Raw genomic sequence first — 16688 nt, 5'->3', positions numbered from 1 at the left:
GTCGAACGCGGACTCAGTCTGCCGGCGCGTCCCGCCGGTAGTGCGCGCCGAGGCTGCGCGTCCGCGTCATGGCCGCCCGCAGCAGTCGGCCCACCAGGCCGCCCTGCCAGCTGTCGCCCATCGTGGCGTCCTGTTCCAGTTCGTCCAGCGCTTCGCGCATGACGAGGCCTTCGCGTACCGGGCCGAGCGCGCGCCAGCTGAGCGCACGCAGGCCGATCAGGGCAGCGGCGTCCGCGTCGCGCCCGCGTTCGGCCCAGCGGCCGCCACCCGCCGGCACATGCCTGCGGACACCCGCCAGTGACTGGCCGAGACGGCGGCCGTAGACCACGCCTTCCAGCAGCGAATTGCTGGCCAGCCGGTTGGCGCCATGCACGCCGTTGCAGGCCGCTTCGCCGACCGCGTACAGGCCTTCCACCGCGCTGCGTCCGTCCAGATCCACGGCGATGCCGCCCATGTGGAAATGCGCGGCCGGGGTGACCGGGATGCGCTGCGCGCGCGGATCGATGCCATGCGCGCGGCACAGCGCGTACACGGTGGGGAACTGCAGCAGCCAGGTTTCGTGCAGGTGGGTGGCGTCCAGCCAGATGCGCTGGCCGTCCTGCTGCGCCTGCCAGACCTGGCGTGCGACCACATCGCGTGGCGCGAGGTCGCCCAGGGGATGGCGGTGCGCCATGATCGCCACGCCGTTGTCGTCCAGCAGGCGCGCGCCGGCGCCGCGCAGGGCTTCGGTGATCAGCGGCAACGCGCCGTTGACCGACACCGACAGCGCGGTCGGATGGAACTGGACGAATTCCAGGTCGCGCGCCTGCGCGCCGGCGGCGAGCGCCAGCGCCAGGCCGTTGCCGTCGGCGCCGGACGGATTGGTGCTGGCGGCGAACAGGCCACCGCAGCCGCCGGTGGCCAGCACGACTTCGGCGCATGCGATGTCCTCGCCGCGCGCTTCCCCCGCGCGGCGCAGGCGCAGGCCACTGACGCCGTGTTCGCCGACGCGCAGCGCCTCCAGCATCGCCGGCGGTCGCCAGTCGATGTGCGGCGCGTTCTGCGCAGCGCGGATTAACGCGAGCAGCAGTGACGCGCCGCTGGCATCGCCGCCGGCGTGGACGATGCGGTGGCGGCGGTGGCCGCCCTCGCGGCCCAGCAGGAAGCGCGTGCCTTCCAGATCGAAGGGCACGCCCTGCGCCTGCAGCCAGCGCACCGCCATCACCGCGTTGTCGACCAGGTAGCGGACGGCGTCGTAGTCGTTGTGATCCGCGCCGGCGATGAGGGTGTCGTGGGCGTGCGCATCGGCGCTGTCGCCGTTGTCCAGGGCCGCGGCGATGCCGCCCTGCGCCAGCGCCGTGCAGCAATCGATGCCGGCGGGCGCGCGGCCGAGCAGCAGCACCTTCCGCGGCGCGGCCGACAACGCGGTGGCCAGCCCGGCGACGCCGCAACCCACCACCACCAGCGGCGGCGCGGCCGTGCTCACGCGCGTTCGCCCCGGCCCACCGCGAGCATGCGGGCCAGCGCCGCGCGGGCGCGTTCCGCCACATCCGCCGGGACGTCGACCGGATGCCGCAGGTCCCGCAGGCAGGCGTGGATGTTCGGCAGGGTGATCCGCTTCATGTGCGGACACAGGTTGCAGGGTTTGATGAATTCCACATCGGGAAAGCGATGGCGCAGGTTGTCGGCCATCGAGCATTCGGTGATCAGGGCGACGCGGCGCGGACGCTCGCGTTCCAGCCACGCGCCCATGGCGGTGGTGGAACCGACGAAGTCGGCTTCGCGCTGCACCTCCGGCGGACATTCCGGATGCGCGACCAGGCGGGCGTCGAAGGTCTCGCGGGTGTGGCGCGCCTGTTGCGCGGTGAATTGTTCGTGCACCTCGCAGCGTCCGTCCCACAGCACCAGTTCCACTCCGGTTTGGGCGGCGACGTGGTGGCCGAGGAAGGCATCGGGCAGGAAGATGACCTTGTCCGCGTTCATCGCCTCGACCACCTGCACCGCGTTGGCGGATGTGCAGCAGGCATCGGATTCGGCCTTCACCGCGGCGCTGGTGTTGACGTAGCTGACCACCGGCGCGCCGGGATGGCGTGCGCGCAGGGCGCGCACGTCGGCGGCGGTGATCGAGGAAGCCAGCGAACAGCCGGCATCGGGATCCGGAATCAGCACGGTGCGCCGCGGGGCCAGGATCTTCGCGGTCTCGGCCATGAAATGGACGCCGCACAGGACGATGATCTCCGCGTCGCAATCGGCGGCGGCCTGCGCCAGTGCCAGCGAGTCGCCGGTGACGTCGGCCACGCCGTGGAAGATTTCGGGCGATTGATAGCTGTGCGCCATGATCACCGCGCCGCGCTCGCGCTTGAGCGAGCGGATGGCGTCGATCCATGGCAGGTGCAGCGGCCATTCCAGGCACGGCACGGTGTCGCCGACGCGTGCGGTCAGGTCCGCGTAGCGGTCTTCCAGATCCGGCGTCCAGCGCGGATGGAAAGCGGCGTTCATGCGCTCTGCCCGTGGTGACGGCGATGGGCGTGGCGCGCATCGCGGGCCAGGCGCGCGCCGCGCTGGAGCAGGATGCGCGAGCCCAGCGGAAAGGACTCCCACGGCAACCGGTCGAGCAGGTTGCGCACGGTCAGGCCCAGTTCGGTGTCGCCGGTCAGCATCAGCCGGCGCTGGAAGAACAGGGTGTCGGCATCCTCCAGCCGGCTGGCGAGCAACAGCAGATCGGTCGCGCTGCCGCTGACCGTGGCCTCGGCGTCGCCATCGGCCAGGCGCAGGCCGTCGGCATCCACGGCGAAGACCCAGCGCAGATCGAGATCCCGCACGTCGATGCCCAGGCGGCGGCCGGCGATCGGTTCCAGGATCCGCAGCACCTGCGGCGCGGCCAGGGCCGGGGCCAGCATTCGCAGCAGCATCCGTTCGCGCAGCGGACGCGGCACGCGCGCCAGCAGGGGACGCCACCGCCGCGGCGGCGGCAGCCAGCGGAGCAGGGAGGAAGCGGAGGATTCGCCGTGCGGTGACGACAGACCGGAAGTTGCCATGGGAGGGAACGGCTCGGAAGTGAAAGGGGATGGACGCGCCTGCCAGCGATGGGCTTCGGCGATCAGCAGGCGCATCAAACGTTCGGCGCTGCCCGGCGGGATGCCGCTGCGGCGAGCCAGCCGGTGGGCGCGCAGGTGAACCTGCCGTTCGCGCGCCTCGTCGGTCCGGGGCAGGCCGGCGTGGCGCTTGATCCGGCCGGCGAGTCCGGCCAGCCGCTGGCGCCCGCCCAGCAGGATCACCATCGCGTCATCGACACGGTCGATCGCCGCACGGGTGCCGTCGAGGGCGATCCGGCTCAGCACGGCGCATCGCCCGCGGCGGGGACAAGCGGGAAACCGGACCGGCCCGGCGTGGTCTGCGGCATGAACGGGGGCATCGCGGCTCACCTGTGCGGTGGCGACATGCTAGGCAGCGCGGCGGGGGCTGCCATTGACCCAGATCAAGTGGACCGATCCACGTTCGCGGGCCGGAAGCGCAGTGCCTCGCGCCAACAGCCCAGTACCGCCCAGCCGCTGGCGCCCCAGGCGAGCGTGAGCGCCGCGCCGGCCGCCCGGGCGAACGCGGGTTGCCAGATCGCCGCCAGCAGCAGGCAGGCGGCGAACAGATGGAGGTACAGCAGCCGCTGCTTGCGCGTGTCGTCCAGCAGGCGATCCACGCCGGGCACGCGGACGCCGCGCGGATGACGGCGACGCAATTCGATCCAGGCCAGGAAGCCGATGATCTCCAGCAGCATGCCCAGCACCAGGAAGGGCAGGCCGATCGCGATGACCAGCGCGCCAATGGTGAGCAGATCGCGCGCGGAGGGATCCGGACGCAGGCCGAGCAGGCAGGCGGCGGCAAGGGCCGCGCATCCGGCCCGCCAGAAGTGCCGCAGCACCGGATTGCGTGGATGCGGCGCGCGTGCCTGCAGGATCAGGACGGCGATGCAGAACACCAGGCCGGGCAGGGCGAGCGCGCGCGCCGGGGACGGGGATGCGCCGGACAGCGACACTCCTCCGGTCCACGCCAGTGCCAGCACCAGCACGCCCAGCCAGGCCAGCAACCCGCCGGCGGGAACGCGCCGGGTTCCCTGCAGCATCGGAACGGTGATGCCGCCGACCGCGCCGAGCAGCGCGAGCGCCCAACCGGCCAGTCCCAGCGTGGCGTGAAGATTGGCGACGCGGTCCAGCGGCAGCGCCCATATCCCCGTCAGCGCCGCCAGCAGCGCCAGGCCCAGGACGACCGTGGCGAACAATGAGGCGAGCGCGACGCCGATGCCCAGACGCGGCGCACGCGGGCCGTTGCCGCGTATCACCGCGATCAATCCGCTGATGGCGAACAGCGCCAGCGGCGGCGCCAGCAGCAGGGTCGAACCCGCGGCGAGCGCGCGGGACGGAAACACCAGCGAGGACAGCAACAGCAGCAGCCCGGCATTGAACGCCGCATGCAGCCAGGCCGCCTGGCGCGGCAGTGGCAGCGGGCATCCCGCGGCCACTGGCAGGAACTGGAACAGGCTGCCGATCATCGCGTTGCCCAGTACGCCCAGGGTGAACAGGTGCACCAGGACCAGCGTGCGCGGGGCCCAGCGTGTCAGCAGCGCGGTTTCACCTGTCCATAGCAGCCATGCGCCGGCGCAGCCGCCCCAGACCAGGGCGGCCAGCAGGAAGCGCAGCGGTTGGCCGGGTGGAGGCGCCTGGGCGAACGCCAGTCCGCTCATGCGACCCGCGGTGGATCCAGCGCGGCGTGATCGTCGCCATGGCAGATGGCGATGCACGCATCCCCGGCGGGCAGGTCATGCACGCGATAGGCGTAGCCCCAGGCATCGAGCAGGGACATCAGCGGCAATGGGCGGAACGGCGTGAACGCGACCAGCCGCCCGCCGCGCGGCAGGGTTTCCAGGCTGGCGAGGATCCGCTGCATGGGTTCCGGCGGCGCGAGCTCGCGCAGATCCAGTCGGGTCAGAAGCATGGCGCTTCTCCCTCCGTCGCGCCGGCTTCCGATTCGGGACGGGCAAGTTCGGGACAGGCAAGTTCGGGGCAGGCCAGCGTCGCGCCGGCCGCGTCGAAGGATTCGCGTATCCAGCCGGCGCAGGGCGAGCAGGGATCCGGTGGCAGTAGCGCTTCGTTCATGGCATTACCCCAGCAGGGCCAGCAGGCCCATCGGATGGTGCGTGCGCGCGATGCCGTACACCTGCAGGAAACACAGCAGCGCCACGGCGTACAGCGCGACCCGGGACAGACGCGCGCGCCCGGGCTGGAACGCCAGCACGCCGAGCACCACGTAAGCGAGAATGAAACCGACCTTCACGACCAGCCAACCGTTGGCGAACAGGCCGGCGGGCAGGATCGTCAGCAGCATCATCGCGGCGGTCAGCAGCACGGTGTCGACCGTGTAGCTGAGATAGCGCAGCGGCGCCACGCGCGGCCAGCGCATGCCCAGCGACAGCCCCAGTCCACGCAACGCGAACAGCGTGCCGCTGGTGAGCGCGGCGGCGATGTGGACCAGCTTGATGTCGGGATAGAACGTGATCATGGCGTCAGCCCGGCCGTCCGTCGGCGCGCGGGCTCAGGTAGATGCGGCCAATGCGGGTCACCCATGGCAGCAGCGCGAGCAGCCAGCCGATCGCCGAGGCGACCTGCCAGAACAGCGCGTCGGGAGCGACTTCCGCCACCACCCGCATCACCGCCACGATCTGCAGCGCGGCGAAGGCGAACCAGGCCAGTGCGGGCATCTTCAGCGGCCGGCCCGAATGGCCCTGGGTCACCCGGGTGACCATCGCCACCAGCACGCTGCCGAAGAAGCCGATGAACATCGCGTGCATGGGCGCGCGTCCGAGCACGAACTCGCCGGTGAGCAGGTAGATGACGCTCTGCGTGGTGTACAGCGCGAAGGTGATCGGCAACCACGCGGTGCCGACGAACAGCACCGCCAGCAATCCCGGCATGCGTCCGCGCGGCCACCAGTGCCACAACGCCACGCCGCTGGCGATCAGCAGCGCCGCGTCCGGCAGCCACAGCCATGCGTAGGCGTGGCGCAGCTCCAGCAGCAGGTGCAGCAGCAGGAAGCCCCACATCGCGCCCAGCCAGGCCATCGGGCGCCAGGGCTTGTAGCCCGGTACCGCGTTGGCGGCGAAGAACGGGAACATGCGATGCGCCACGGTCAGATAGATCGGCAGCAGCATCACCACGCCGCCGAGCTTGATGCTGGCGAAGGCGTACCAGGCGTCGCCGGTCAGCACGAACGCCAGGAAGCACACCAGTCCGGTGCAGCCGAGCAGCAGCGCGGCGAAGCAGGAACGCGCATGCCAGGTGCGCGCGGTATCGCGCAGCAGCAGGCGGCCCAGGGTGGCGACGCCGGCCAGCCAGCCGGCCAGCGACATCCACAGGCCGACCGTGAAGCCGGCGTCCCAGCCGAGCGTGGACAGCAGGATCGCCAGCTGTCCGCCCATCAGGCCGGCGCCCACCGGCGCGTAGCGCCAGCGTGGAAGATCCGGCAGGCCCATCCAGCGCGGGAACACCGTGAGCAGGAAGCCGAAGATGAAGCTGGGCAGCACCAGATACTGCATCAGGAAGGCATGCAGCCAACCCGGCGGCACCGCGATGTCCGGCATGCGCCAGGCGCCGGTGTACTGCGCGGCCAGCCAGGCCGCCCACCACAGCATCGCCAGCAGCACATTGCCGGCACCGATGAAGAACATCAGCCGGTGCGGCGCCTGCAGCAACTGGCGCGCGGACATGCCGGTGGGCGAGGCGGGCGAATTGGAAACGGGAATCGGTCGCATGGCCGCAGTCTGCGCCGCGGCGCCGGCGCCTTCCTTGACCTGGATCAGGCGGGACGTGAATCCGCGCCCGAAGGATTCCCGCCCGAATCGTCCTGCCGACGAAGCCCCGACGTCATCCCGGCGGACGCTGGAACCTATTTTGGCTTCGGGCCAGCGTTCCTCGGCAGCCGGGGATTTCAATGGATTCCAGCGTGCGCTGGAATGACGATTGGAAGGATTCGGGCTGGCGGATGGAGTTCGAACGCGTTGGCGAGGCCGTCGCGACTGACGTCATTCCCACAAGGACCAGCCGAATCTTCTCCCTTGTGGGAGCGACGTCAGTCGCGATATCCGAACAGCCGCTTGATGCGGGTCAATGCCGGAGCCACCGGTGCTGCTTACCTTGCCGGCACCGGGGCGATGGCCCCGGCCCACACTCAGCAAGGAAACCCGATGTCCGCTCCCGAACTCACCGACGAACCACTCCAGCAACGCACCCGCGCCATGACCCACGCCCTGCGCGAATGGGATCCCGACGCGGAGGTACAGTTCGAATCCGCCAGTGGCCGCCTGTCGATCCTGACCACGCTGGCGCCGGCGCGCGTGCGTGAAATCCTCGCCACCGTCGGCGAACACGTCGAGGATGTGCCGGAAGACGCCCGCCGGGGCGGCTGCGGTTGCGGGGGCTGTGGCTGCTCGGGCGGCTGAACCGCGTTGCTGCACCGGTGGGTCTCCACCGGTGTGGCAACCCGCGGCACGCGAACAGCGCGGGTAGAAACGCGTACCGCGCCGGCATCAGGGCCGTGGACGCACCCGCCGGTATTGGCGTCGTTCGCCGTGACGTTTTCCGTCAGACTCCACGTTGGCGCATAGCTGACCATCGCACAGGGTGACGTCGGCGGCGTTGTAGGCGCGCAGCAGTTCCGCCTGCAGTTGGAACTGCTGCAGTTCCTGCCGCGCGCGCCAGACCTGCCAACCGCTGCCCAGGGTGACCAGCACCGCGCCGGCGGCCAGCGCCAGGGGGGCGGTCCAGGCCCAGAGGCTGCGCTGACGGCGCAGCGCCTGGGTGCTTTGCTCCAACTCCTGGCGCGCGGTCTGGCTGGCTTGCGTCCAGCCGTCACATTGCTGCTGGATGCCGGACAACGCCTGCGCACCCTGCTGGGCGAAGGCGTGCAGCGCTTCACGGGCCAACTGTTGACCGCCGTTCTCCAATTGCCGCACGCCGTCGCGCAGCGCGGATGACAATGCGTCCAGTTGTTGTTGTCGCGCGGCCTGTTCCCGCTGCTGGTGGTCCAGCAGTAGCGCGGATTGGGCCAGCAGCCGTTGCTGGGTGGCCAGGATGTCGAGAACTAGCGATGCCTCGTTCGCGGGGGGCGGTGTCATGGGGGAGTAATCCTGTGAAAGCGGGTCAGCGGCGCATGGCGGGTGCCGACGGAACGTTCTGGGAGAGAGCCGCCTGCGCGGGATCCCTTTCCGACTCGGGGCGCATGGCGGGGGCGGGTTCGGGCAGGTCGCGGACGGATTGCAGGAACATCCGGGTCTGCGGCAGCCGCTCGTAATCCTCCGCGGCGCGTTGGCAGGTGGCGCGATCACCACGCCCGAGCGCATCGCAATAAGCATCCAGGAATGCCGCGTCCGCATTGTGGAGAAGCCGCAAACCATCCGGTGATGGCGCAGCGGGCGTCTGTGCATGCTGCGGTTCCAACAGGGGGCGTTGGCGTTGCCGGGCCGCGTCGAGTTCGTCGCGCAGGTTGCCCTCGGCGACCGAGTCGTAGAAGAAGCCGGGACTGATCCAGCGCCCGTCTTCCTGGCGGCGATAGCGGCCGCCATCGGAAGCCAATTGGGTGTCGCGGTCCCGCAGCGCCGAGTGCACCGCGTCGGGGATCGGCCCGCGGTCGGTCCATCCCATCTGTTCGTGGACCTGGGCGTAACGCGCCGCGTTGGCGGCGGGCGAGCGCTCGGCGTTGTAGGCGAGCACTTGCGCCGCGTAGGCATCCAGTTCGGCTGCCTTCGAAGGTGATGCCGTCTCGGTATGCCACGCCAGGATGCGGGGGTCCAGCAATCCGTCGGCCACTTCGCGCTGCCATTGCCGCGTCACCGGGTCGCGTATCCATGAGCTTTCCCGGACGCTGTGGGAATCGCTGGCGTCGGCGGGAATCCGGTACGGATTCACCGGCAGGTCCGGACTGGCCAGGCGCAACTGCACGGCCATGCTGGCGGCCTGGTAATCCAACTGCCGCGCCAGCGCCGCATCGGCCGTCAGCGTGCGCGGTGCCTGATAGACAGGCATCTCGGACGTCGAAAGGGTGGTGGCCTCGACGTCCAGTTCGCGCACGCTGCGGGTCCATCCACGCGCGGGATGCGTGGGGTCGAAGCGCCAGCGCTGGCCCTGCGCATCGGCCTGGGTATTGATGCGGTGATGTTCGATCCAGTCGGCCACCTTCTCGCCGCCGATGGCCCCCACCGCGCCGCCGACGACGGCGGTGACCACCGCGCCGGGACCGGTTTCCACGCCGGCCAGGGCACCCAGTTGTATCCCCGCCCAGGCGCCGGCCCAGCCACCGACATTGCGCGTGCCGAAGCGTAGGACGCCCGCCTGCGCGCCGGCCACGTTGCCCTGGCCGAGCAGGTCGCGGGTATTGCGCGCGGTATCCGCCACGTCATAGGCGGTGGTGGCGCCGCCAAGAATGCTGCCGGCGCGGTAGACCGGGGGACGTATGCGAGCATCGAAATCCTGAAGGCGGGCACTGTGCGCCATGTGCCTGACTTCGGGCTCGACGTTCATTGCCTTGCGCTCGAACAATAGGGATTGACCCGTTTCGGAACTGACCACGGGATGCAGCGGCAGTGCTTCGGTGAGATCGCGATGCCAGGTGACCTGTTGTTTCCAGCCGAGATTGTTCCTTTGGGCAAGGAGCGGGTCCTGCATGCGGGCTTGCCGCGCCTCGGTCAGGGCGTTGCCTGCGGTGCGCGAATCAAACCGGCTGTCATACAGCGACACGCCCTCACGATTGAATATCCGCACGGTTACTCCCGTTTCCTCCTGGACCTTGTTCAGATTGCGTGGCAGGTCATCGTAGACCTGCTGGCGGACGGCGGAGGGTACGTAGCGGCCGTAGCCGTCCGTCTCGAGCTTGTCCGCAAAGCGCTTATGCACTCCGAGTTCGCTCTCCAACTGGTGCGCGGCCATCACGCGCACCTCGACGTCGTACCCTTTTTCCTGCAGCCCCTTGATGAGCGAAACCGCCCCGGCGCCATTGCCCAGCGTGGTGTCGAGAATCAGGTTCTTTTTGCCGTCGATGGCGGCGGCACGCAGCTCCTTGGCCCAGGCGCTGGCGTCGGCGTGGGTATGGTCGGCCCAGGTGTAGGGGTAACGTTCGCGGAGTTGCTCGACCTTCGGGGGGGCGTCGCGGAGTTCGTCCGGGTCGACGGTGACGGCATCACTGATAAATTCCAACTCGGCCCGAATCTTCAATGCACCTTTGCCAGCGCCTGGCTGCCCCGCAAGTATGATGGCTTTGGGTGCCGATTGGCTGGTGGAGCGCGTGATGCTGGAGCGTTGCAGGATATCTTCCTGCAAGATTCGTCGGTGTTCGGCTTCTGATAACGGGGTAGTTTTTTCACTCATCCTCTCGCCCCGAGTTCAGAGCCGTATATTTCAAAGTAATGCATCAATTCCTGCGGTTTCCATGCGATAGATGGCCTGCTTTCCAGCATTGTTTTTAATTTTATCTCTGCAGAATCAATGGCATTCGGATTGGCCTCTTTTTGCGCATTTTCCAGTTCGGTACGTGCTTCTTGGATGAAGGTTCCCAGCCGGCTTTCCAGCACCCAGATGGCTCTTTCGAAGGGGTCGACCCCGGCGGATGACGTGCTGACGACATAGTCCAGAACTTCCTGTATGCGGCGCAGATGGTCCGGGTAGTCCTTCAGCAGTTCTTGAAGTCCGCGCGGGATGGGCGGTGGCGGGAGAGAGGTCATGGGGTCCTCGAATGGAAGCGGTGATGGGTGGGATAGAGGCATGGCTGCAAGTGGTTGGCTGCCCTCTTCAGCTCCCGGATGAGCGAAACCGCCCCGGCGCCATTGCCCAGCGTGGTGTCGAGAATCAGGTTCTTTTTGCCGTCGATGGCGGCGGCACGCAGCTCCTTGGCCCAGGCGCTGGCGTCGGCGTGGGTGTAGGGGTAGCGTTCGCGGAGTTGCTCGACCTTCGGGTGGGCGTCGCGGAGTTCGTCCGGGTCGATGGTCAGGACGTCAAAATCAAGCTCTACTTTTGCGATATCCCTCAACCCTCCCTTCCCGGCTCCGGGTTGGCCTGCCAGGATGATGGCGCGCGGAGCGGGCTGTGTGGATAAGCGTTCCATTCCGCTTTGGGGAAGGACCTCATTCTGTAGAATCCGGGCGTGCTCTTCGGATGGCAGTTTTTCTCCGGTCACGGGACAGACTTCCGAAGTGCGTTGAAGTAAGCCGAGAGCTCGCTGGTGTTCAATAAGCCACCGTTATGGCTTCGTGCTCGCAGCATTAGCATCAACTTGTCATTGGCAACCTGCACGGCGCTGGCGTCGCCAGTACTTTCGGCTGCTCTCAGCTCGGCACGCGCTTCTTGGATGAAAGTTCCCAGTCGACTTTCCAGAACCCAGATGGCTCTTTCGAAAGGATCGACACCGGCGGACGACGTGTTGACGACGTAGTCCAGAACTTCCTGTACGCGGCGCAGATGGTCCGGGTAGTCCTTCAGCAGTTCCTGAAGTCCACGCGGGATGGGCGGGGGCGGGAGGGAGGTCATGGGGTCCTCGAATGGAAGGAGTAGTGGCGAGTCGTGCGCGAAGGACGCGGCGCGTGGTCGGACGGGTTCTCCCGCTGTTGCGCGGCCATCACCCGCACTTCCACGTCATAGCCCTTTTCCTTCAGCTCCCGGATGAGCGAAACCGCGCCGGCGCCATTGCCCAGCGTGGTGTCGAGAATCAGGTTCTTCCTGCCGTCGATGGCGGCGGCGCGCAGTTCCTTGGCCCAGGCGCTGGCGTCGGCATGGGTGTGGTCGGCCCAGGTGTAGGGATAGCGTTCGCGGAGTTGCTCGACCTTCGGGTGGGCGTCGCGGAGTTCGTCCGGGTCGATGAGAACCACATTGCCTTTCATCTCCAGTTCCGCACGCTCTGACAACCCTCCTTTCCCAGCGCCGGGTTGACCTGCAAGTATTATTGCCCGCGGCGTGATTTGAGATGTGGCATCGTCCAGTTTGCTTAGCGGAATTACTTCTCGCTTGAATATATCGAGATGGGTTCGCTGAACGAGTTGAGAGGGCGTATTCATGGAGACCCCACTTCGAGCGTGCGGAAGTAACCACTGAATGCCTCATCTCCCAGCCAACGGGACTTTGAGCGAGCGCGCAGCATCAGCATCAACTTGTCATTGGCAACCTGCACGGTACTAGCATCGCCAGTACTTTCGGCTGCTCTCAGCTCGGCGCGCGCTTCTTGGATGAAGGTGCCCAGTCGACTTTCCAGTAGCCAGATAGCAACCTCAAAAGGAGGCGTAGAGGGTGAAGGTTGTTCTATGGCTCTATCGAGTGCTTCCTGCACGCGGCGCAGATGGTCCGGGTAGTCCTTCAGCAGTTCTTGAAGTCCGCGCGGGATGGGCGGTGGCGGGAGAGAGGTCATGGGGTCCTCGAATGGAAGCGGTGATGGGTGGGATAGAGGCATGGCTGCAAGTGGTTGGCTGCCCTCTTCAGCTCCCGGATGAGCGAAACCGCCCCGGCGCCATTGCCCAGCGTGGTGTCGAGAATCAGGTTCTTTTTGCCGTCGATGGCGGCGGCACGCAGCTCCTTGGCCCAGGCGCTGGCGTCGGCGTGGGTATGGTCGGCCCAGGTGTAGGGGTAACGCTCGCGGAGTTGCTCGACCTTCGGGTGGGCGTCGCGGAGTTCGTCCGGGTCGATGGTCAGGACATCTCCCGAAAATTCCTTTCTGACGATGTTGGCGAGACCGCCTTTTCCTGCTCCAGGCTGACCCGCGAGAATGATGGCCCTAGGGGTGTTATGGGTGGCGAGTTCATCTAGACGGGATTCTTTGAGTACTTTGTTTGAAAAAATATCCGCGTGCTCGTCGGCCGCAAGCCTGTTCTCAGAGCTGTTCATCAGAACTTGTCCGCATTCAGTTGGAAGTACTCGAATAGCTCATCGAGATTTCTTAGTCCGCCATTTTGGGAACGTGCACGAAACATCAAGCTGTCTTTCTCTTCTGAGCGAGCAATTGCTTCGGCATCCCCATGGGCTTTGGTTGACACCAGCTCGGCGCGCGCCTCTTGGATAAAGGTTCCCAGCCGGCTTTCCAGCACCCAGATGGCTCTTTCGAAGGGGTCGACCCCGGCGGATGACGTGCTGACGACATAGTCCAGAACTTCCTGTATGCGGCGCAGATGGTCCGGGTAGTCCTTCAGCAGTTCCTTGAGGCCGGCTGGAACAGGAGGGGGCGGGAGGGCGTTCATGGAATCCTCGAATGGAAGTGGCGGGCTGTTGGAGGGGTATGTCGCTGGACGCGAGCAGGTTCGCTCTCCAACCGATGCGCGGCCATCACCCGCACTTCCACGTCATAGCCTTTTCCCTTCAGCTCCCGGATGAGCGAAACGGCCCCGGGGCCGTTGCCCAGCGTGGTGTCGAGAATCAGATTCTTCTTGCCCTCCACGGCCGCGGCACGCAGTTCCTTGGCCCAGGCACTGGCGTCGGCGTGGGTATGGTCGGCCCAGGTGTAGGGGTAACGCTCGCGGAGTTGCTCGACCTTCGGGTGGGCGTCGCGGAGTTCGTCCGGGTCGATGCTGACGGCGTTGCCGAGGAATTCCGACTCGGCTCGAATCTTCAGCGCCCCTTTGCCAGCCCCCGGTTGACCTGCGAGCACGACAGCCCTGGGGCTTGGTTGGGGCGTGGCATTCGTGAAGCTGGAACGTTGAAGTATCTCCTCCTTCAAGATGCGTCGATGTTCGGATTCTGATAGCGAGGAATGGTTCTTAGTCATTCCTTTGCCTCGATCTCTGGGCCATATATTTCAAAGTAGTGCATCAGTTCTTGTGGCTTCCATGCGATGGATGGTCTGCTTTCCAGCATCTGTTTCAATTTTTTCTTCGCAGAAGCAATGGCCTCTGGCTTCGCTTCTTTTTGTGCGTTCTCAAGCTCGGCGCGTGCTTCTTGGATGAAGGTGCCCAGCCGGCTTTCTAAAAGCCAGATAGCGACCTCAAAAGGAGGTGTAGAGGGCGAAGGTTGTTCGATGGCTCTATCGAGTGCTTCTTGTATGCGGCGCAGATGGTCCGGGTAGTCCTTCAGCAGTTCTTGAAGTCCGCGCGGGATGGGCGGTGGCGGGAGAGAGGTCATGGGGTCCTCGAATGGAAGCGGTGATGGGTGGGATAGAGGCATGGCTGCAAGTGGTTGGCTGCCCTCTTCAGCTCCCGGATGAGCGAAACCGCCCCGGCGCCATTGCCCAGCGTGGTGTCGAGAATCAGGTTCTTTTTGCCGTCGATGGCGGCGGCACGCAGCTCCTTGGCCCAGGCGCTGGCGTCGGCGTGGGTATGGTCGGCCCAGGTGTAGGGGTAACGCTCGCGGAGTTGCTCGACCTTCGGGTGGGCGTCGCGGAGTTCGTCCGGGTCGATGAGAACCACATTGCCTTTCATCTCCAGTTCCGCACGCTCTGACAACCCTCCTTTTCCAGCGCCGGGTTGACCTGCAAGTATTATTGCCCGCGGCGTGATTTGAGATGTGGCATCGTCAAGTTTGCTTAGCGGAATTACCTCTCGCTTGAATATATCGAGATGGGTTCGCTGGTCGAGTTGAGAGGGCGTATTCATGGAGACCCCGCTTCGAGCGTGCGGAAGTAACCGCTGAATGCCTCATCTCCCAGCCAGCGGGATTTTGAGCGAGCGCGCAGCATCAGCATCAACTTGTCATTGGCAACCTGCACGGCGCTGGCGTCGCCAGTACTTTCGGCTGCTCTCAGCTCGGCGCGCGCTTCTTGGATGAAGGTGCCCAGTCGACTTTCCAGAACCCAGATGGCTCTTTCGAAAGGATCGACACCGGCGGACGACGTGTTGACGACGTAGTCCAGAACTTCCTGTACGCGGCGCAGATGGTCCGGGTAGTCCTTCAGCAGTTCCTGAAGTCCACGCGGGATGGGCGGGGGCGGGAGGGAGGTCATGGGGTCCTCGAATGGAAGGAGTAGTGGCGAGTCGTGCGCGAAGGACGCGGCGCATGGTCGGACGGGTTCTCCCGCTGTTGCGCGGCCATCACCCGCACTTCGACGTCATAGCCTTTTTCCTTCAGCTCCCGGATGAGCGAAACCGCGCCGGCGCCATTGCCCAGCGTGGTGTCGAGAATCAGGTTCTTTTTGCCGGCGATGGCGGCGGCGCGCAGTTCCTTGGCCCAGGCGCTGGCGTCGGCATGGGTGTGGTCGGCCCAGGTGTAGGGGTAGCGTTCGCGGAGTTGCTCGACCTTCGGGTGGGCGTCGCGGAGCCTGTCGGGGTCAACGACCACGGCATCATCCTTGAAATCGTGGAGAGCTTTTTCAGCCAGTCCTCCTTTTCCGGCTCCGGGTTGGCCCGCCAGAATGACGGCCCGTGGATGCTCTTGTGTTCCTGTCTCCAGGAGGCGTTCGCGAGCAATGATTCTTTCGCTAAAAATCCGGGCATGAAGCGCCTCGTCAAGCTTGCTCCCTGGCCCGCTCATTTGCGATTCCTCTCGATTTCGTTGAAGTAGGCCCTGAAGTCCGGGTCTCCCAGATAGGCGTGCTGCGAACTTGCCCGTAGCATGGTGAGGTCCTTTTCTCGTGCGCGCAGAATGGCTTCTGCGTCACCACTTGCTTCCGCAAGTTGAAGCTCGGCATACGTTTCTTGGATGAAAGTTCCCAGTCGACTTTCCAGTAGCCAGATAGCAACCTCAAAAGGAGGCGTAGAGGGTGAAGGTTGTTTTATGGCTCTATCGAGTGCTTCCTGCACGCGGCGCAGATGGTCCGGGTAGTCCTTCAGCAGTTCCTGAAGTCCACGCGGGATGGGCGGGGGCGGGAGGGAGGTCATGGGGTCCTCGAATGGAAGGGGAAGTGGGTGGGAGAGCGGCATGGCTGCAAGTGGCTGGCTGCCTTTTCCTTCAGCTCCCGGATGAGCGAAACCGCGCCGGTGCCATTGCCCAGCGTGGTGTCGAGAATCAGGTTCTTTTTGCCGTCGATGGCGGCGGCGCGCAGTTCCTTGGCCCAGGCGCTGGCGTCGGCGTGGGTGTGGTCGGCCCAGGTGTAGGGATAGCGTTCGCGGAGTTGCTCGACCTTGGGGGGGGCGTCGCGAAGTTCGTCCGGGTCGATGGTCAGGACGTCAAAATCAAGCTCTACCTTTGCGACATCCCTCAACCCTCCCTTCCCCGCTCCCGGTTGGCCCGCCAGGATGATGGCGCGCGGAGCGGACTGGGTGGATAAGCGTTCCATTCTGCTTTGGGGAAGGACCTCATTCTGTAGAATCCGGGCGTGCTCTTCGGATGGCAGTTTTTCTCCGGTCACGGGACAGACTTCCGAAGTGCGTTGAAGTAAGCCGAGAGCTCGCTGGTGTTCAATAAGCCGCCGTTATGGCTTCTTGCTCGCAGCATTCGCATGAGCTTGTCATTGGCAACCTGCACGGCGCTGACATCGCCAGTACTTTCGGCTGCACTCAACTCGGCGCGCGCCTCCTGGATAAAGGCGCCAAGCGCATCCTCCAAAGCCCAAATGGCCTGCTCGAAAGCAGGCGTTGCATGAAAGGGTTTTGAGACAACGCGATTCAGGTCCTCCTGCAAGATTTGCAAATGCTCGGGATAGTCCTTCAGTAGTTCTTGAAGTCCGCGTGGAATGGGTGGGGATGGGATGGAATCCATGAGTGCTTGGTTTGCGGTCGTATGGAGCGTCGCATTGACTGCGATATCGCGCGGGCTCACGAATGT

The 16688-nt window shown here is 65.9% G+C and carries 26 protein-coding genes; 1 reads left to right on the top strand and 25 read right to left on the bottom strand.

Annotated elements, in window-relative coordinates; all coding sequences use genetic code 11:
- Positions 1–13 precede the first annotated feature (13 nt).
- The 8 genes from AC3DEZ_RS17145 to AC3DEZ_RS17110 all read right to left on the bottom strand — a co-directional run bounded on the left by AC3DEZ_RS17145 (position 14) and on the right by AC3DEZ_RS17110 (position 6778).
- Positions 14–1465, bottom strand: a complete 1452-nt coding sequence (locus tag AC3DEZ_RS17145) for an L-aspartate oxidase (protein WP_488389313.1) — start codon at positions 1463–1465, stop codon at positions 14–16.
- Positions 1462–2478: a quinolinate synthase NadA gene (gene nadA / locus AC3DEZ_RS17140; protein WP_488389312.1), complete on the bottom strand. Its 1017-nt coding sequence runs from the start codon at positions 2476–2478 to the stop codon at positions 1462–1464. Before nadA ends, AC3DEZ_RS17145 begins: the two co-directional genes overlap by 4 nt.
- Positions 2475–3320, bottom strand: a complete 846-nt coding sequence (gene ubiT / locus AC3DEZ_RS17135) for a ubiquinone anaerobic biosynthesis accessory factor UbiT (RefSeq protein WP_488389311.1) — start codon at positions 3318–3320, stop codon at positions 2475–2477. Before ubiT ends, nadA begins: the two co-directional genes overlap by 4 nt.
- Before the next feature lie 137 nt (positions 3321–3457).
- A complete protein-coding gene (locus AC3DEZ_RS17130) occupies positions 3458–4714 on the bottom strand; it encodes a hypothetical protein (protein WP_488389310.1) in 1257 nt (418 codons plus the stop codon).
- Positions 4711–4965 carry a DUF2249 domain-containing protein gene (locus AC3DEZ_RS17125; RefSeq protein ID WP_447102243.1) on the bottom strand — a complete coding sequence of 85 codons (255 nt, stop codon included), beginning with the start codon at positions 4963–4965 and terminating at the stop codon, positions 4711–4713. The genes AC3DEZ_RS17130 and AC3DEZ_RS17125 overlap by 4 nt, the downstream gene beginning before the upstream one ends.
- Positions 4956–5126, bottom strand: a complete 171-nt coding sequence (locus AC3DEZ_RS17120; protein WP_488389309.1) for a hypothetical protein — start codon at positions 5124–5126, stop codon at positions 4956–4958. The genes AC3DEZ_RS17125 and AC3DEZ_RS17120 overlap by 10 nt, the downstream gene beginning before the upstream one ends.
- A gap of 4 nt (positions 5127–5130) precedes the next feature.
- The gene (locus AC3DEZ_RS17115) at positions 5131–5529 is read right to left on the bottom strand and encodes a SirB2 family protein (protein WP_488389308.1); all 399 of its coding nucleotides are present in this window, start codon (positions 5527–5529) and stop codon (positions 5131–5133) included.
- A gap of 4 nt (positions 5530–5533) precedes the next feature.
- Positions 5534–6778 carry an NnrS family protein gene (locus tag AC3DEZ_RS17110; protein ID WP_488389307.1) on the bottom strand — a complete coding sequence of 415 codons (1245 nt, stop codon included), beginning with the start codon at positions 6776–6778 and terminating at the stop codon, positions 5534–5536.
- Positions 6779–7210: 432 nt separating this feature from the next.
- Between AC3DEZ_RS17110 and AC3DEZ_RS17105 the strand changes: the two genes are divergently transcribed.
- Positions 7211–7465 carry a hypothetical protein gene (locus AC3DEZ_RS17105; RefSeq protein WP_488389306.1) on the top strand — a complete coding sequence of 85 codons (255 nt, stop codon included), beginning with the start codon at positions 7211–7213 and terminating at the stop codon, positions 7463–7465.
- Between the two features lie 87 nt (positions 7466–7552).
- Here the strand turns inward: AC3DEZ_RS17105 and AC3DEZ_RS17100 are convergent, their stop codons facing one another.
- Genes AC3DEZ_RS17100 through AC3DEZ_RS17020 form a run of 17 tightly spaced genes read right to left on the bottom strand, consistent with a single transcriptional unit; the run spans position 7553 to position 16682 of the window.
- Positions 7553–8140: a hypothetical protein gene (locus AC3DEZ_RS17100; RefSeq protein ID WP_488389305.1), complete on the bottom strand. Its 588-nt coding sequence runs from the start codon at positions 8138–8140 to the stop codon at positions 7553–7555.
- Positions 8141–8165: 25 nt separating this feature from the next.
- Positions 8166–10337 carry a zeta toxin family protein gene (locus AC3DEZ_RS17095; RefSeq protein WP_488389304.1) on the bottom strand — a complete coding sequence of 724 codons (2172 nt, stop codon included), beginning with the start codon at positions 10335–10337 and terminating at the stop codon, positions 8166–8168.
- Positions 10338–10381: 44 nt separating this feature from the next.
- The gene (locus tag AC3DEZ_RS17090) at positions 10382–10738 is read right to left on the bottom strand and encodes a hypothetical protein (protein ID WP_488389303.1); all 357 of its coding nucleotides are present in this window, start codon (positions 10736–10738) and stop codon (positions 10382–10384) included.
- The gene (locus AC3DEZ_RS17085; RefSeq protein WP_488389302.1) at positions 10735–11190 is read right to left on the bottom strand and encodes a zeta toxin family protein; all 456 of its coding nucleotides are present in this window, start codon (positions 11188–11190) and stop codon (positions 10735–10737) included. Before AC3DEZ_RS17085 ends, AC3DEZ_RS17090 begins: the two co-directional genes overlap by 4 nt.
- Complete coding sequence (locus tag AC3DEZ_RS17080; RefSeq protein WP_488389301.1) at positions 11187–11540, bottom strand: hypothetical protein; 354 nt, start codon at positions 11538–11540, stop codon at positions 11187–11189. Before AC3DEZ_RS17080 ends, AC3DEZ_RS17085 begins: the two co-directional genes overlap by 4 nt.
- Complete coding sequence (locus AC3DEZ_RS17075) at positions 11537–12064, bottom strand: zeta toxin family protein (protein ID WP_488389300.1); 528 nt, start codon at positions 12062–12064, stop codon at positions 11537–11539. The genes AC3DEZ_RS17080 and AC3DEZ_RS17075 overlap by 4 nt, the downstream gene beginning before the upstream one ends.
- Positions 12061–12411 carry a hypothetical protein gene (locus AC3DEZ_RS17070; RefSeq protein ID WP_488389299.1) on the bottom strand — a complete coding sequence of 117 codons (351 nt, stop codon included), beginning with the start codon at positions 12409–12411 and terminating at the stop codon, positions 12061–12063. Before AC3DEZ_RS17070 ends, AC3DEZ_RS17075 begins: the two co-directional genes overlap by 4 nt.
- Positions 12408–12884, bottom strand: a complete 477-nt coding sequence (locus AC3DEZ_RS17065) for a zeta toxin family protein (RefSeq protein WP_488389298.1) — start codon at positions 12882–12884, stop codon at positions 12408–12410. The genes AC3DEZ_RS17070 and AC3DEZ_RS17065 overlap by 4 nt, the downstream gene beginning before the upstream one ends.
- Positions 12884–13234 carry a hypothetical protein gene (locus tag AC3DEZ_RS17060; RefSeq protein ID WP_488389297.1) on the bottom strand — a complete coding sequence of 117 codons (351 nt, stop codon included), beginning with the start codon at positions 13232–13234 and terminating at the stop codon, positions 12884–12886. The genes AC3DEZ_RS17065 and AC3DEZ_RS17060 overlap by 1 nt, the downstream gene beginning before the upstream one ends.
- A complete protein-coding gene (locus AC3DEZ_RS17055; RefSeq protein WP_488389296.1) occupies positions 13231–13758 on the bottom strand; it encodes a zeta toxin family protein in 528 nt (175 codons plus the stop codon). The genes AC3DEZ_RS17060 and AC3DEZ_RS17055 overlap by 4 nt, the downstream gene beginning before the upstream one ends.
- A complete protein-coding gene (locus AC3DEZ_RS17050; protein WP_488389295.1) occupies positions 13755–14111 on the bottom strand; it encodes a hypothetical protein in 357 nt (118 codons plus the stop codon). Before AC3DEZ_RS17050 ends, AC3DEZ_RS17055 begins: the two co-directional genes overlap by 4 nt.
- Positions 14108–14581 (bottom strand): zeta toxin family protein, encoded by a 474-nt coding sequence (locus AC3DEZ_RS17045; RefSeq protein ID WP_488389294.1) that lies wholly within the window; start codon positions 14579–14581, stop codon positions 14108–14110. Before AC3DEZ_RS17045 ends, AC3DEZ_RS17050 begins: the two co-directional genes overlap by 4 nt.
- Positions 14578–14928, bottom strand: a complete 351-nt coding sequence (locus AC3DEZ_RS17040; protein ID WP_488389293.1) for a hypothetical protein — start codon at positions 14926–14928, stop codon at positions 14578–14580. Before AC3DEZ_RS17040 ends, AC3DEZ_RS17045 begins: the two co-directional genes overlap by 4 nt.
- Positions 14925–15455, bottom strand: a complete 531-nt coding sequence (locus AC3DEZ_RS17035; protein ID WP_488389292.1) for a zeta toxin family protein — start codon at positions 15453–15455, stop codon at positions 14925–14927. Before AC3DEZ_RS17035 ends, AC3DEZ_RS17040 begins: the two co-directional genes overlap by 4 nt.
- Entirely contained in the window at positions 15452–15802 is a 351-nt protein-coding gene (locus AC3DEZ_RS17030; RefSeq protein WP_488389291.1) for a hypothetical protein, read from the bottom strand. The genes AC3DEZ_RS17035 and AC3DEZ_RS17030 overlap by 4 nt, the downstream gene beginning before the upstream one ends.
- Positions 15799–16272 carry a zeta toxin family protein gene (locus tag AC3DEZ_RS17025; RefSeq protein ID WP_488389290.1) on the bottom strand — a complete coding sequence of 158 codons (474 nt, stop codon included), beginning with the start codon at positions 16270–16272 and terminating at the stop codon, positions 15799–15801. The genes AC3DEZ_RS17030 and AC3DEZ_RS17025 overlap by 4 nt, the downstream gene beginning before the upstream one ends.
- Positions 16269–16682 (bottom strand): hypothetical protein, encoded by a 414-nt coding sequence (locus AC3DEZ_RS17020; protein ID WP_488389289.1) that lies wholly within the window; start codon positions 16680–16682, stop codon positions 16269–16271. The genes AC3DEZ_RS17025 and AC3DEZ_RS17020 overlap by 4 nt, the downstream gene beginning before the upstream one ends.
- Positions 16683–16688: the final 6 nt, after the last annotated feature.

The sequence above is a fragment of the Pseudoxanthomonas sp. 134C1 genome (assembly GCF_057773065.1).
Note: the sequence above shows the minus strand (reverse complement) of the source record. Positions and strands in the feature narration are given on the sequence as shown.

Excerpts from the sequence above, each read along its gene's own strand:
- nadA (WP_488389312.1), bottom strand. The coding sequence starts at position 2,478 with ATGAACGCCGCTTTCCATCCGCGCTGGACGCCGGATCTGGAAGACCGC.
- AC3DEZ_RS17130 (WP_488389310.1), bottom strand. The coding sequence starts at position 4,714 with ATGAGCGGACTGGCGTTCGCCCAGGCGCCTCCACCCGGCCAACCGCTG.
- AC3DEZ_RS17125 (WP_447102243.1), bottom strand. The coding sequence starts at position 4,965 with ATGCTTCTGACCCGACTGGATCTGCGCGAGCTCGCGCCGCCGGAACCC.
- AC3DEZ_RS17120 (WP_488389309.1), bottom strand. The coding sequence starts at position 5,126 with ATGAACGAAGCGCTACTGCCACCGGATCCCTGCTCGCCCTGCGCCGGC.
- AC3DEZ_RS17115 (WP_488389308.1), bottom strand. The coding sequence starts at position 5,529 with ATGATCACGTTCTATCCCGACATCAAGCTGGTCCACATCGCCGCCGCG.
- AC3DEZ_RS17110 (WP_488389307.1), bottom strand. The coding sequence starts at position 6,778 with ATGCGACCGATTCCCGTTTCCAATTCGCCCGCCTCGCCCACCGGCATG.
- AC3DEZ_RS17105 (WP_488389306.1), top strand. The coding sequence starts at position 7,211 with ATGTCCGCTCCCGAACTCACCGACGAACCACTCCAGCAACGCACCCGC.
- AC3DEZ_RS17100 (WP_488389305.1), bottom strand. The coding sequence starts at position 8,140 with ATGACACCGCCCCCCGCGAACGAGGCATCGCTAGTTCTCGACATCCTG.
- AC3DEZ_RS17090 (WP_488389303.1), bottom strand. The coding sequence starts at position 10,738 with ATGACCTCTCTCCCGCCACCGCCCATCCCGCGCGGACTTCAAGAACTG.
- AC3DEZ_RS17080 (WP_488389301.1), bottom strand. The coding sequence starts at position 11,540 with ATGACCTCCCTCCCGCCCCCGCCCATCCCGCGTGGACTTCAGGAACTG.
- AC3DEZ_RS17075 (WP_488389300.1), bottom strand. The coding sequence starts at position 12,064 with ATGAATACGCCCTCTCAACTCGTTCAGCGAACCCATCTCGATATATTC.
- AC3DEZ_RS17070 (WP_488389299.1), bottom strand. The coding sequence starts at position 12,411 with ATGACCTCTCTCCCGCCACCGCCCATCCCGCGCGGACTTCAAGAACTG.
- AC3DEZ_RS17065 (WP_488389298.1), bottom strand. The coding sequence starts at position 12,884 with ATGAACAGCTCTGAGAACAGGCTTGCGGCCGACGAGCACGCGGATATT.
- AC3DEZ_RS17060 (WP_488389297.1), bottom strand. The coding sequence starts at position 13,234 with ATGAACGCCCTCCCGCCCCCTCCTGTTCCAGCCGGCCTCAAGGAACTG.
- AC3DEZ_RS17055 (WP_488389296.1), bottom strand. The coding sequence starts at position 13,758 with ATGACTAAGAACCATTCCTCGCTATCAGAATCCGAACATCGACGCATC.
- AC3DEZ_RS17050 (WP_488389295.1), bottom strand. The coding sequence starts at position 14,111 with ATGACCTCTCTCCCGCCACCGCCCATCCCGCGCGGACTTCAAGAACTG.
- AC3DEZ_RS17045 (WP_488389294.1), bottom strand. The coding sequence starts at position 14,581 with ATGAATACGCCCTCTCAACTCGACCAGCGAACCCATCTCGATATATTC.
- AC3DEZ_RS17040 (WP_488389293.1), bottom strand. The coding sequence starts at position 14,928 with ATGACCTCCCTCCCGCCCCCGCCCATCCCGCGTGGACTTCAGGAACTG.
- AC3DEZ_RS17035 (WP_488389292.1), bottom strand. The coding sequence starts at position 15,455 with ATGAGCGGGCCAGGGAGCAAGCTTGACGAGGCGCTTCATGCCCGGATT.
- AC3DEZ_RS17030 (WP_488389291.1), bottom strand. The coding sequence starts at position 15,802 with ATGACCTCCCTCCCGCCCCCGCCCATCCCGCGTGGACTTCAGGAACTG.